Source organism: Tatumella citrea, assembly GCF_002163585.1.
Lineage (GTDB): Bacteria > Pseudomonadota > Gammaproteobacteria > Enterobacterales > Enterobacteriaceae > Tatumella > Tatumella citrea.
Window position 1 is genome coordinate 2,601,153 of the sequence record NZ_CP015579.1, and the last position, 13,016, is coordinate 2,614,168.

Annotated in this window: 12 protein-coding genes; 1 reads left to right on the plus strand and 11 read right to left on the minus strand. The window is 54.2% G+C overall.

Annotated features, from left to right (window positions below; genetic code table 11):
• Nucleotides 1-5: 5 nt before the first annotated feature.
• The 9 genes from A7K98_RS12390 to A7K98_RS12430 form a co-directional block, all read right to left on the minus strand.
• Nucleotides 6-1,199, minus strand: a complete 1,194-nt coding sequence (locus tag A7K98_RS12390; RefSeq protein ID WP_232461536.1) for an MFS transporter — start codon at nucleotides 1,197-1,199, stop codon at nucleotides 6-8.
• A 163-nt stretch (nucleotides 1,200-1,362) separates the two neighbouring features.
• Complete coding sequence (locus tag A7K98_RS12395) at nucleotides 1,363-3,042, minus strand: AMP-binding protein (protein WP_087488843.1); 1,680 nt, start codon at nucleotides 3,040-3,042, stop codon at nucleotides 1,363-1,365.
• Nucleotides 3,023-4,288: an MSMEG_0569 family flavin-dependent oxidoreductase gene (locus tag A7K98_RS12400; protein ID WP_087488844.1), complete on the minus strand. Its 1,266-nt coding sequence runs from the start codon at nucleotides 4,286-4,288 to the stop codon at nucleotides 3,023-3,025. The genes A7K98_RS12395 and A7K98_RS12400 overlap by 20 nt, the downstream gene beginning before the upstream one ends.
• 17 nt (nucleotides 4,289-4,305) lie before the next feature.
• Nucleotides 4,306-4,596, minus strand: coding sequence for an MSMEG_0570 family nitrogen starvation response protein (locus tag A7K98_RS12405; protein WP_087488845.1), 291 nt, complete (start codon nucleotides 4,594-4,596; stop codon nucleotides 4,306-4,308).
• A gap of 12 nt (nucleotides 4,597-4,608) precedes the next feature.
• Nucleotides 4,609-5,571 (minus strand): sll0787 family AIR synthase-like protein, encoded by a 963-nt coding sequence (locus A7K98_RS12410; RefSeq protein ID WP_087488846.1) that lies wholly within the window; start codon nucleotides 5,569-5,571, stop codon nucleotides 4,609-4,611.
• Nucleotides 5,568-6,131 carry an MSMEG_0567/Sll0786 family nitrogen starvation N-acetyltransferase gene (locus A7K98_RS12415; RefSeq protein WP_087488847.1) on the minus strand — a complete coding sequence of 188 codons (564 nt, stop codon included), beginning with the start codon at nucleotides 6,129-6,131 and terminating at the stop codon, nucleotides 5,568-5,570. The genes A7K98_RS12410 and A7K98_RS12415 overlap by 4 nt, the downstream gene beginning before the upstream one ends.
• A 9-nt stretch (nucleotides 6,132-6,140) precedes the next feature.
• Nucleotides 6,141-7,250, minus strand: a complete 1,110-nt coding sequence (locus tag A7K98_RS12420) for an MSMEG_0568 family radical SAM protein (protein WP_087488848.1) — start codon at nucleotides 7,248-7,250, stop codon at nucleotides 6,141-6,143.
• On the minus strand, nucleotides 7,210-8,211 hold the full coding sequence (locus A7K98_RS12425) for a Nit6803 family nitrilase (RefSeq protein WP_087488849.1): 1,002 nt from the start codon (nucleotides 8,209-8,211) through the stop codon (nucleotides 7,210-7,212). The genes A7K98_RS12420 and A7K98_RS12425 overlap by 41 nt, the downstream gene beginning before the upstream one ends.
• Nucleotides 8,212-8,224: 13 nt before the next feature.
• Nucleotides 8,225-8,707, minus strand: coding sequence for an MSMEG_0572/Sll0783 family nitrogen starvation response protein (locus tag A7K98_RS12430; protein ID WP_038021369.1), 483 nt, complete (start codon nucleotides 8,705-8,707; stop codon nucleotides 8,225-8,227).
• A 363-nt stretch (nucleotides 8,708-9,070) separates the two neighbouring features.
• Between A7K98_RS12430 and A7K98_RS12435 the strand changes: the two genes are divergently transcribed.
• Nucleotides 9,071-10,471 carry an aminotransferase-like domain-containing protein gene (locus A7K98_RS12435; protein ID WP_087488850.1) on the plus strand — a complete coding sequence of 467 codons (1,401 nt, stop codon included), beginning with the start codon at nucleotides 9,071-9,073 and terminating at the stop codon, nucleotides 10,469-10,471.
• 98 nt (nucleotides 10,472-10,569) lie between these two features.
• Here the strand turns inward: A7K98_RS12435 and A7K98_RS12440 are convergent, their stop codons facing one another.
• Together A7K98_RS12440 and A7K98_RS12445 are read right to left on the minus strand one after the other, a co-directional pair.
• Nucleotides 10,570-12,069, minus strand: coding sequence for a cysteine desulfurase (locus tag A7K98_RS12440; protein WP_087488851.1), 1,500 nt, complete (start codon nucleotides 12,067-12,069; stop codon nucleotides 10,570-10,572).
• The gene (locus A7K98_RS12445) at nucleotides 12,056-13,000 is read right to left on the minus strand and encodes a family 2A encapsulin nanocompartment shell protein (protein ID WP_087488852.1); all 945 of its coding nucleotides are present in this window, start codon (nucleotides 12,998-13,000) and stop codon (nucleotides 12,056-12,058) included. The genes A7K98_RS12440 and A7K98_RS12445 overlap by 14 nt, the downstream gene beginning before the upstream one ends.
• Between the last annotated feature and the right edge of the window lie 16 nt (nucleotides 13,001-13,016).

Sequence of the window (13,016 nt, forward strand, 5' to 3'; positions counted from 1 at the left end):
GAGGGTTAATATAATGGTTTGCCACGGGTAACTGTAGTTCCGGATGTCCGGACCTGCCAACGAAGTAGCAGTAACCCGGCCAGAGCAAGCGCAGCACCCGCCAGGCCAATGCGGGAAAAGCTGTAATGGCTGATGACCCGGCCGCCGGTTACCGACCCGAGCGCAATACCCAGATTAAATCCGGCAATATTGAGCCCGGAAGCAACGCCACTCGCATGAGGAATCTTTTGCATAGCAACGCCAATCAGTCTGGCCTGTAAGGCCGGGACCGAAGCAAAGGTAAAAAAGCCCAGTAATCCGGCGCAAAGAATCATCAATATCACAGAACCGGAGAACCACCACATACCTAAACACACCAGTATGATCCCTCCGATAATCACACTGTTAGCCCGTGAGCTTCCCAGAGCATCGGTCATTTTCCCCCCAGCTAAATTGCCCAGGGCGGCGGCAATACCTGAAACCAGCATCACTATTGTCACTGTGTTGCTGTTAACTTTCGGTAGCTGCAGCAACATCGGTGCAAGGTAGGTGTAAACGGTAAATGCCCCGGCATAAGCAAGTACCGTGACCAGAGAAGCACTCAGCAAGCCGGGGTGGAATAGTGCGCGGCCGGTTAGGGTAACGGAAGTCAGTCCACGCTCAGGTATCAGAGGATCACGCATTCCTCTCCATATTCCGACCATTCCAACCACCCCTGCAACCCCAATGGCTGCCATTACCGGTCGCCAGGCTACCGCCGATCCGGCCCAGGTACTGAGCGGTACTCCTACTGCCATCGCCAGCGTAAATCCACCAAAAACGACCGCAACCGCCCGTCCGGCCTGTTGTGCCCCGGTCAGTCTGGCTGCCGTACCCGCAGCAACGGCCATGAAGAGGCCATGTCCGGCTCCGGCGATAAAACGCGTTGTAACCATAAACGGCAACGCAGGAGAGATTGCAGCCAGCAGAGAACCGGCTGAAAACACCAGCATGGCAGTCAGTAAAATTCGCCTGGCCGGCCATCCTGCCGTCAGTGCACTGAGCAACGGGGCCGAAAAGGATGCCCCCAGCGCATAAGCTGTCACCATACTGCCTGTCTGCGCCGCGCTGATTCCAAGCCCGGAGGCAACAGAACCACTTAACCCGACAGGAACAAACTCAGCCAGGCCGAGAGCAAACGCGCTGAGCGTAAAAATATAAATCACCAGAGGCATCATCATTTCCCAAATCATCAAATAAGGGAAAGGAGTTTAAAAAGAGCCAGCCCCCAAAAATAATTATCTTTATTATTACAGGGGGTGGATTTTTTTATACCTGCCATCCCCTCTTTCGGTCAGCCACCTGAATATCTGCAGGCAGGACTGGTGCCATCCGGTGTTTGCATCACGCCTGAAGCTGACGTCGCAGATACTTGCCGGAGAAGGTTTTTGGCAGTGACTGGCGGAAATAAATTTTTCTCGGCAAGGCGTGTCGCCCGCAGCGGGTGGTTATTCGCTCTCTGATGATTTTTTTCAGCTGTTGTTGCTCTCGGGTACTCAGACCGCAGGTGACGACGTACAGAACAATCATCTCTCCCAGCAGATGATGGGGCGTCTTTGTTGCAACAATTTCGGAGATTCCGGTAATACCAGCAACAGCACTCTCGACTTCAGATGCTGACAGCCGTTTACCGCCGATATTAACAACATCATCCAGTCGCCCCTGAATAATTACCTGCCGGCCGTCCCAGAGCGCACAATCGTGGGTCGCATAATTCCAGCCATTATCGCGTTGCAGCCAGTAATACTGGTCATGTTGTCTGTCATCCTGCCACAGGGTCAGCATTCCGCCGGGTCCCAGTGTATGGTTCACCACCAACATTCCGGTTTCGCCTGCAGCGCAGCGGGCGCCGTTTTGCGGATTAATCACCGTGACCGACCGCGAAAATACCGGACTCAGAGCCCTTCCCTGTCCTGCCATTAACGGCCAGCCAGATTCTGTTTGCCAGTAATGATTTTCACACAGCACCTGTAGCTGGTCAGTCACCCAGTCGCAGGTGGCCTGGTCCAGTGGTTCCCCCGCCAGGTACAGGCTGCGTAACGATTTCAGGCTGGCGCGTGGCTCACCTTGCTGACGGGCCATCCGGATAGCCCCTGCAATTGTCAGCATCCGGGTAATACCCAGCTCCTCTACCATTCGCCACCAGCTCTGTCCTGGCATATTAAGTTCACTGCTTTCGCACAGTACCGTGGTGGCGCCTGCCAGCAACGGGGCATAAACGCCATAACTGTGCCCGGTCACCCAACCGATATCTGCACTGGTAAACATAATTTCGTCTTTTTCCAGCCTGAACAGATGTTGCAGGCTGGCCAGCAATGCAACTGCATAACCCCCGGTATCACGGGCAACTCCTTTCGGCTCGCCGGTAGTACCGGAGGTAAATAACAGATGCGAGGGGGTCTGAGATTCCACCCACTGGCAGGGGATCGTCTGTCCGTCATATGCCGCCAGCTGTTGCCTGAATTCTGATGACGCGGTATCAATGATACGCAATTCAGTTCCCGCAGGAGGGATCTCCGGGAGTTGCCCCCGCCCCCGGTCAGCACTGTGAAATAACAATAACGACGGCTGACAAGCCCGGATGCGCTGTGACAGCGCTTCACTACTGACTGAGGAGTAGACCACCACATGCACTGCCGCCAGTCGGCTGCATGCCAGCATCGCCGCGACAGCCAGAGGCATGACGGGCAACACGATCAGCACCCGATCCCCCGGTCGGATACCCCATTCGGCCATCAGACAACAGAGAGCATTTACCTGCTCCCATAACTCACGATAACTTAGCCGCAGCACCAACCCCTGATAATCACGATGAATAAGCGCGGTCTTATCTCCACGCTCCGCCAGATGACGATCAAGGGCATTATGGCAAAGACTGGTTTTACCGCCACTGAACCAGCGGTAACGCGGCCCGCCGTCAACGCTTTCCACCACGCGGTGAAAAGGCTGATGCCAGTCCAGATTCTGAGCCTGCTGAGCCCAGAAGCGCTGACCAAAATCATCTTCAGGCGCGTTGTCTGGCATAATCTGCCCCCGATGATTGTAACGGCTGCGAATAGTTTTCTATGGCCTGCATCAGCCAGCCAGCATCTTCCCCGACACCTTCAAATCGTCCTGATCCCCAGGTCCAGAGCCAGGGAAGGCCCAGAAAATAGAGACCGGGCTCTGCAGACACGCCGCGGGAGTGTTGCGGATAGCCTTTATTGTCGAAGGCGGGCAGGTCAATCCAGCTGAAATCGGTATGGAAGCCGACAGCCCAGACAATGGCACTGAGGTTCTCAGTATCAATAGCATCCGGGGTGTTTTCTGGCTGCCAGACCGGCTGGTAGGCCGCTTCCTGCGGGGCGGTTATCTGCTGGCGGGTAATCCACTCATCAATACTATGTTTAATTTTCTCTGAGGTGGCATCAGCATTATCCAGACTGGCGCGAAGATCATCTGCCGTACTGAGCCTGCCATCCTGATAGCCCAGCAACCGGCCATACAACTGCATCCCCTGCAGAGCAAACGCCCGCAGATCGATATCACGCCCGCCATCGCGTCCGGTGACATAATGGTTAGTTTTCCTGCGGGCATCTTCACCCAACGGATGATCATCCACCGTAAGCCGGTAGTGCCCCATATCGTCGAGCCAGTCCACCACATCCCGTCCGCGATAAAACCGGGCAACCCGTGGCGCACTGCCAACGCACAAATGGACTTTTCGGCCTTCCAGATGCAGGTCCTCTGCGATTTGTGCGCCAGATTGTGCCGAGCCGACGACCAGCACCTCTCCTTCCGGCAACTGGCGGGACGATTTATATTCAGCCGAATGCACCTGCACAATATGCTGCGGCAGGCTGGCCGAAATCTCCGGGAAACGTGGCCGGTGGTAATTTCCCACAGCTACCACCACCTGACCCGCGGTAAACTCACCGGCAGAAGTCTGTAATTTAAATTCCTCGCCACAACGGGTTACCCGCTCTACATTGACCCCCTCTCTGAGCGGAGCGCCAAAGCTCTGTGCATAGCGGGCAATATAATCAACGATTTCATCACGCAGCATAAATCCGTGCGGCTGTGTTCCGTCATACGGAAATCCCGGTAGTTTGCATTGCCAGTTAGGGGTCACCAGGCAAAAATTTTCCCAGCGCTGATGACGCCACGCCCATGCCAGTTGATAGCGTTCCAGCACGATATGATGAATCTTTTTCTGAGTCAGATGCCAGCTCATGGCAAGACCGGCCTGACCGCCGCCAATAATGACGACAGGATAATAGTTTTTATTCATGATGTGGTTACCTGGTTTCAGGCCTCTGCGGCGTGAATGCTCTCAACGGTGACGGTTTGTTGTGCCGAAAACTGTCGCGCTTTTTGTGTGATGGCTGCGGACTGGTCCATTGCCGACGAACAGTAATAACCAAATTTTGCTTTTACCCGCTCACTGGCTTCATCCAGCGCCCGGGTAGCCAGCAGAACAAACTCTTCTACGCGATAGTCGTGTCCGGTCTGTAGGTGATTGCTGATTGCAGTGGACGGTGAATAGCAGGTGTCTTTGCTGCCGTCAGGCCAGCAAACAATAAAATTCATTGCAGGCATAATTCGCTCCTGTTAGTGATTCGACATGCCGGTTAATGGCTGTTTACTGATATCCCAGTAGCAGGCACTCTGCTGCTGATAATGCATAATGAGCTGCGGTTCAGCAGTAAAATGCCCTGCCACAGCACAGCTGATTCCGTTGTCAGTAAAATTCTGCTGAACCTCTGCGCAGTCTGACGAGTCAACTGCCATTAAAAAACCAAAGCTGGGAAACGCACACAGCCATTGCTCCGTGGTTACCTGTTCTGGTCGTGGAATATCGTCCAGATTCAACTCTGCACCCACTCCGCCGCTTTCCAGCATCATCACCAGCGTGCCCGCCAGCCCCGCCTGGCTGATATCTTTTGCCGCCTGAATCAGCCCTCGTTCTGCCAGCGAAGGGAGTAAAGCAAGAGCCTTACGTAATGCGGCCGGGTCAGCCTCTGATGCAGCGTCCCAGTTCAGCCCGGGGGGATGCCAGCGCCCCTGCAGATTGACAGCCACCAGTAATGACTGCCCGGGGCGGACACTAAAACTGCTGAGCGGATGTTGGGTTTCCCCCAGAATCGCTACTGCCAGTTGCGGCTGTTCACTGCGCAGGTTGGTATGCCCCCCCACCACCGGCACCTGATACGCGCGGGAAGCGGCGGCCATTCCCTGCAGAATCTGTTCAGCATGCGGTAAACTGTCGTCCCATAATGCATTAACCACGGCCAGCGGCCTTCCGCCCATGGCAGCGATATCACTCAGATTCACCATAATTCCGCACCAGCCGGCAAACCACGGATCCTCAGCGACAAAGCGGTTAATAAAACCTTCCATCGCCAGCAATTTAAAACCCTGACCGTCCGGAATCAGTGCACAGTCATCTCCGTTGGGATAGGCGTTGGGCCAGGCCGCACGCAGTTGCTGCGCAACCTGCTGGATATCACGTTTATGGGCAATGCCGCTGAACGAATGCAGTCGGCTGATCAGTGTGGTTAACTCATCGCTCATAGACGCTCTCCTGCAATAAAATCGTTCTGCGGTACCTGACGTCGGGTGCCACGGCTGCTGATCACCATGCCACTGAACGGATCATCGCAGGGCGGATAGAACTCCAGATCAGCCTGCATACTGGCATGCCGCACACCACGCAGATCCAGCCAGTCCAGCGTTTGCCAGTGCATCCGCCGAAACAACGGCTCATTCTGATGTTGGACCCTGGCATAAAACGCCTGGCAACCCAGCGCATGGGCGCTACACACTGCCAGCCGAATCAATGTCGGCCCCAGTTGTCCCTGGCGACGGTAGCGATGATCTACCGCCAGCCGGGAGCCCATCCAGACACCAGGAGAAAGCTGATGAATCCGGACAGTACCGACCACCTCCTCATGCCATCCACCGGTACTGCCAAGCGCAACCAGTAAATGTGCGTGCTCATCGATATCGTCGAGATCATTACCGCTGAACAACCCTTGTTCCTGGCAAAAAACCCGCTGGCGAAGCTCATACGCCTGGCGGCGTTCCCAGGGCAATGTGACCCATTTAATCGTGTACCCGGAGTAAGCGTTCATGTCAGCTCCTCAGACCATTGTCTGTTCAAAGGAGGAGAGCGAGGAGCAGGCGCCGCAACGACCACATCCGGCCTTAATATCGGCTGACCGTAAACCAGCCGAACTCAGCATCCGTCCCAATGGTTGCAGCACTGATGTCATAAACGCGCTGTCCGGGGCAGGATGATGCTCCAGTGGGGTACCACTGATCGGTACGAACGGCACCACAAACGGATAAACTCCCAGCTCAATCAGTTGTTCAGAAATCGAGATAATCGAGTCGGCGCTATCTCCCAGACCCGCCAGAATATAAGTACTCACCTGACCACGGCCAAACACCTCAACAGCGCCGGCGAAGGCATCCATATACTGCCCGATACTGACCTGTGCTTTACCCGGCATAATTCTGGCTCTGACTTCGGGAGTCACCGCCTCCAGATGCATTCCTAAGGCATCGATACCGGCATCCTTTAGCCGCTGAAACCAGCGGTGATCTCCCGGGGGTTCGCACTGCCCCTGCAAAGGCAGATCGACCGCCGCTTTGATGGCAATAGCACTTTCTTCCAGAATGCGCGCACCACGGTCGCTGCCCGACGGTGTGCCGGTGGTCATCACCATATGTTTTACCCCGTCGAGCTCTACCGCCGCTTTTGCCACCTCAGCCAGTTGCTGTGGCGTTTTTCTGGCAATGGTAGTTCCGGCTGCCAGCGACTGCCCGATGGCACAGAACTGACAGGCTTTCGCGCGATTCTCATAACGAATACAGGTTTGCAAAACCGTCGTCGCCAGCACATCGGTACCGTGCAGAGTGGCTATCTGCGAATACGGGATACCCTCTGCGGTCTGTCGCTCGTAGAAGCGTGGCTTGGATGCGATGTTAATCTCTCTGACCGGAATACTCAGGTTGTAGAGCCGGGTAGCACCGGAATCTTCATGCCTGACCTGCCACGGAGAACGATGAGCCGAATGGGTATAAACCGGTACCATAACGGTCACACCATCAATATCCATCGCCTGGTGATCTGACGGGCCCGCCCCTCCGTGCCGGCTGACATGTTCCTCGCGCGGATTGATGACCTGAACTCCCCGGGTGAGCAGTTCAGTAATCAGTTGCTGACGATTGAGCGGAAGATTCTGCATCTCTCTCTCCTTCAGTATGAGTGTCGGGATAACGGGTAACCATGTAACGGGCCGGTGTATCATCCAGTTGCAGGCTGAGCAGCTCGGGGCGAGCGTAGTGACCGACAGAATCCATCATTCGTTTGCGTTTGGTAATCAACGCCATGTCCATATCAGCAATCAGAATGCCTTCGCCTTCGGTCAGCGGCGGAACCAGATGTCGCCCTTCCGGAGAAATGATTGCAGTATGACAACCGCCGCGCAGGCCCTTCTGCAATACGGGATCAGAAGTCAGCTCATTAATATGCTGCTCGGTCAGCCAGCCGGTGGCATTAATGACAAAACAGCCTGACTCCAGTGCGTGATGCCTGATGGTCACTTCCATTTGTTCCGCAAAAATGGGCCCCACCAGCGATCCCGGAAACTGACTGCAATGGATTTCCTCGTGTTGGGCCATCAGGCTGTAACGTGCCAGCGGGTTGTAATGCTCCCAACAGGCCAGTGCGCCTACCTGTCCGACACGGGTAGCGACAGTTTTCAGGCCAGCGCCATCACCCTGTCCCCAGATCATTCGTTCGTGATAAGTCGGTGTGATTTTGCGGCGCTTCAGTACCAGCTCACCACTGGCATCAAACACCAGTTGTGTGTTGTAGAGTGTGCCGTGATCCCGTTCATTAACCCCGAGCACTACCACCATATTGCGTAACCGTGCCCGTTCACTGACGGCATGGGTCACCACTCCCGGAACCACCACCGCCTGATCATAGAGTTTCAGGTGCGCTGCCCCTGCGGTCATTGCCGGGGTAATAAAAGAGAAATAGGGGTAATAAGGCACAAAGGTTTCGGGAAAGACGATTATTTCCGCGCCTTTGTCTGCGGCCTCATCGATTGCGTCCAGCACTTTGGCCAGCGTTTTGCTGGCCTCGTGAAGGTCAGGCGCAATCTGGGCTGCGGCAGCACGAATAATGCGGGATTCAGCCATGATGCGCCTCCGCTTACATTGTCCAGGTATCGATAATGACCGCATTGTCGCGGATGTGCAGAAGCTTAAGATCCATCACATCCAGTGGATTGATTGGTCTTACGCCTTCCAGTAATGAAGGTTCGCCGTGGCCGTACAGTGCCTGCAGAGCAAAACGGCAGGCATACACTTTGCCTCCTTCCGACATAAATTTTGTCAACTGATTGGCATAGTTCTGATTTCCGGGAAAAGCCTCAGCTCCCAGAGTAGGGAAACCACGTTGTACGCCCAGCAGCACCCCCGGCCCGTACAGCAGAATTGAGGTTTCAAACCCTTTTCGTTGCAGCCGGGTCGCCTGCAACATATTGACCAGCCCGATAGAGCCTTCAAAAGCGACGGTATGGAAAGTCACCAGGGCTTTCTGGCCAGGTTCCGCTTTTACGTCTTCAAACACCTTTTCTTCGTAATCAACAAAAAAATCGCCAGTCTGATGAGCAGGTAAAGTTATTTTCGGCATAGCACATTTCTCCGGTTATCGAACGTTAAAGACTGATTCCCTGCAATGGGTCAGTCCGCGTTAACACCCAATGAAATGAGCAAGCACCGTGCCATCAGTGAATCACCCCCATGCAATCAAACGCCAATCAACCGCTCACTTTCTGCTCAATATTTTTTTTAATCGCAGGAATTTACTGCCCTCAACCCCTGTTCTGCCGTGACAGATCAATGGCCAATGCACTTTATTGATGCTGTTTTGCACCAAAAATACACACAATAAAAATCAATATGCAATCAAATATGCAATCATTGATAAGATGATTGCATTCCGGAAAAATTGGAGGAATAGTGTCCGGTAACGAAGCCACGACGGAACACGGTTATGCTGACAAAACTCTGCGGACGCTGGCAGTCTCACTCCCAGATGAATACGCCACGTCCGGCCTATTTACTGATTGCCGACATTATTTCGGATGGCATCAATAGTGGAGAATTCCAGCCACGGGACCGGTTACCACCGCTGCGTGAACTGGCCACCGCGTTATCCATTAACTACACCACTGCAACACGCGGTTATGCAGAAGCTAAACGGCGTGGGTTGATCGATTCGCGGCCCGGTATGGGTAGTTACATCCGCGGAAAAGTCCCTGCTTATCCACTGAGCAGTGGCAGCAGTTACGAAATGACCATGAACTCCCCCATCGAACCCGGGGCAGAACTGGCCCGCGCTATCAGTGATGGAGCCATCAACCTGTTTAATCAGCGTAATATCGTTGAGTTGTTGCGTTATCAGGACTTTGGCGGGCAGGCCGATGAAAAAACCATGGCCGGCGTCTGGCTGGAAAAGCAACTGCCGAAGGTGAATATTGATGAAGTGCTGGTCACTCCGGGGATTCACAGTGCATTAGTCGGACTGCTGACGCTGTTATGCCGTAAAGGTGGCAGCGTATGTGTCAGTAACCTTATCTATCCCGGGATGAAGGCAATTGCCAGTCAGTTAAATATCACGCTGCAATCGGTCCCCTGCGACGATGATGGACCGCTGCCACGGGCGTTCGAACATCAGTGTCAGGCAGGAAATATCAGCGCATTGTATATCAATCCGACCATTCAAAACCCGACCACCCTGACCTTACCGCTGCGGCGCAGAGAGGCGCTGGCTGATGTAGCCGCCCGTTACAGCATTCCGGTGATCGAAGATGAGGCTTATGCAGCACTCTCCACCGTGCGAATTGCATCATTCAGCGAACTGTTACCGGAGCTGACCTGGTATATCACCGGCATGTCGAAATGTTTTGGTCCCGGCTTACGTACCGGATTCGTCAAATGCCCCGGCCGGAGAAATGCACAACTGCTGGCCGGAGCTTTACGCGCACTGAATGTGATGTCCAGCCCAATCACCTCGGCGCTGGCAGCACACTGGATTAAAGACGGAACTGCTGACAGAGTGCTGGAATCCGTTCGGGCAGAATCCGCAATTCGCCAGAAAATGGCCGCCGAAATACTCACCGATTTTTCATTTTCGGCCTCAGTACAGGGATTTCACTTGTGGTTACAGCTTCCCCGTCACTTCCAGTGGAATCCGGGAGAGATTGCGGTGAAATTGCGTGAGCAGGGGGTAAGTGCTGTCTCCAGTGCTGCATTCTGCACCGATAATAATCCACCGGATGCATTAAGGATCTGCCTGGGGGGATCATGGTCAAGGGAGATGTGCGCCGAGAACCTGCAGACCATTGCTCATGTGCTGGACAACCCGCTGCATTATGGCAATACCGTTCTGTAACACCTGGCGACTCTGTTCAGGTTGACCCGGAAGCGGATTAACAGGTCGTCAATCCGCTCCGTCGGGCATCAGGTCACCACCATTCTTTTTACCGGAGATTATCTCCGCCCTGCAAAACGGGCGATTTGGTCTGCCAGAAAATCCACTTCCTGCGGGGTGTTATAGAAGGCCAGAGAAGGCCGTACCGTACCTTCGTAACCGAAATGACGCAGGATTGGCTGTGCACAGTGGTGACCAGCGCGCACGGCTATCCCTGACTGGCTGAGGAAGCGCCCAACAGCCTCATTTTCATGCCCTTCGAGAACAAATGAGAGTACGCTGGTTTTCTGAGCCGCCGTCCCGACCAGGGTCAGACCCGGAATCCGCGACAGCTTTTCGATACCATATTCCAGCAGTGCATGCTCATATTGGGCAATATTTTCGATACCCAGTGAAGTGACATAATCAATCGCAGCCCCTAACCCGACGGCATCGGCAATATTGCCGGTACCCGCTTCGAACTTGTTCGGGGCTGGCTGATAGCGCGTCAGTTCAAAAGTCACATCGGCAATCATATTGCCGCCGCCCTGATAAGGCCGCGCTTCTTCCAGCACCTCCTGCTTACCATAAACTACCCCGATGCCAGTGGGGCCAAAGATTTTGTGCCCCGAGAACACAAAGAAATCGGCATCCAGCGTACTGACATTCAGTGGGATATGAGAGATTGACTGAGCACCATCAATTGCAATGCGCACCCCAAAACGATGGGCGATCGCGACCAGTTCCTGCACCGGAGTGACCGTTCCCAGCGCATTTGACACATGGGTTGCCGACACAAACCGCGTCTTCTCATTAAACAGCGCAATATACTGTTCAATAATGATTTGCCCGTGCTCATCGACCGGGGCCACCCGCAGCACCGCACCAGTCTCCTGGGCAATAAGTTGCCAGGGAACAATATTGGCATGATGTTCCAGCAGGGTCAGGATGATTTCATCCCCCGGACGCAGCAACGGCTTGACGTAGCTGTGGGCGATCAGGTTAAAACCTTCGGTGGTTCCGCGCACAAAAATGATATTTTCCGGGCCGGGAGCCCCAATAAAGCGGGCGATTTTATCCCGGGCCGCTTCATAGGCATCGGTTGAACGGGCCGCCAGGGCATGCGCTGCACGGTGAATATTCGAATTCTCATGCAGATAAAAATGGCTGATCCGGTCAATGACCTGGCGTGGTCGTTGGGTAGTCGCCGCATTATCCAGCCAGACCAGCGGCTTTCCGTCTACCTGTTCAGAGAGAATCGGAAAATCTGCACGAATCCTTTCGACCGGCACCTGTCCGACCCGGGCCGATAATCCCGGAGTATGCGACGACGCTGTATATCCGACGGAAGGCTGCCCGATACCCGCAGAACGCTCCTGCCCCAGCGCTACCACTTGTGGTGAAAAGGAGGAATCTGCTGCCGGACGGCTCACTGACCGTGATCCGGAAAAGCCTCGTAAATCCTCAGCATCCGGCAAACCGTAATCCCGCGCCGAGGGTGCCAGTGCCGGAGAATCCGGCCAGCCCGCGCCGATGCCGGGAGCAGCACGCGGTGAAGAAAAAGGATTATTGGTAGTCATAATATTCACCTACTTCCACATCTTCCAGCACAGCAATCGCGTCATCCGCCAGGATCGCTGCTGAGCAATAGAGTGAGAGCAGATAAGAAGCCACGCCGTTATCATCAATTCCGCGAAAACGAACCGACAATCCACGGGATTGCTCGTTAGGCAGCCCGGTCTGATACAGGCTGACGACTCCGCGTTTATGCTCGCCGGAACGAACCAGCAGAATATTGGTTTTCCCGCCCTGACCTTTTGGATTTTTCAGTCCGTCAACAAACAGCTTATCGGAAGGGATCAACGGGATACCACGCCACAGAATAAAGGTACCACCGTTAAGATTGACGGTGACTGGCGGCACACCACGTCGGGTCGCTTCACGCTGGAACGCGGCAATCGCACGTGGATGAGCAAGGAAAAAGGAGGGTTCTTTCCACACTTTGGATAACAGCTCATCCAGATCATCCGGGGTCGGGCGTCCGTTGCGGGTCTGAATACGCTGTGAGTCAGCAATATTTTTTAACAGACCATACTCGTCATTATTAATCAGCTGGCTTTCCTGGCGTTCACGCAGGCTTTCAATCGCCAGATTAATTTGCTCTGAGGCCTGATCATAAGGCGAGCTGTAAAGATCGGAGACTTTGGTATCCACATTGATAATTGTGGCAATAGAGTCCAGCTGGTATTCACGCGGCTCTGTCTGATAGTCCAGATAACCCTGCGGGATTGTCACTTTAGACGGGTCCTGGCTGCATAACACATCCAGCGGAGTCTCCCCTTCCACCACTTTATTCACCCGGTAAATGCCGGTTTCCAGTCCTTTAAAATCCAGGAAATGAGTGATCCAGCGCGGAGTAATCGAAGCAAACTGCGGTGCAGTTTTGGTGACATTGGCCAACTGATACGCTGCGTCACGTCCAAGTGCGTTGATACCTTTTTTTTCTGCCATGTTATACCTTCTTGTT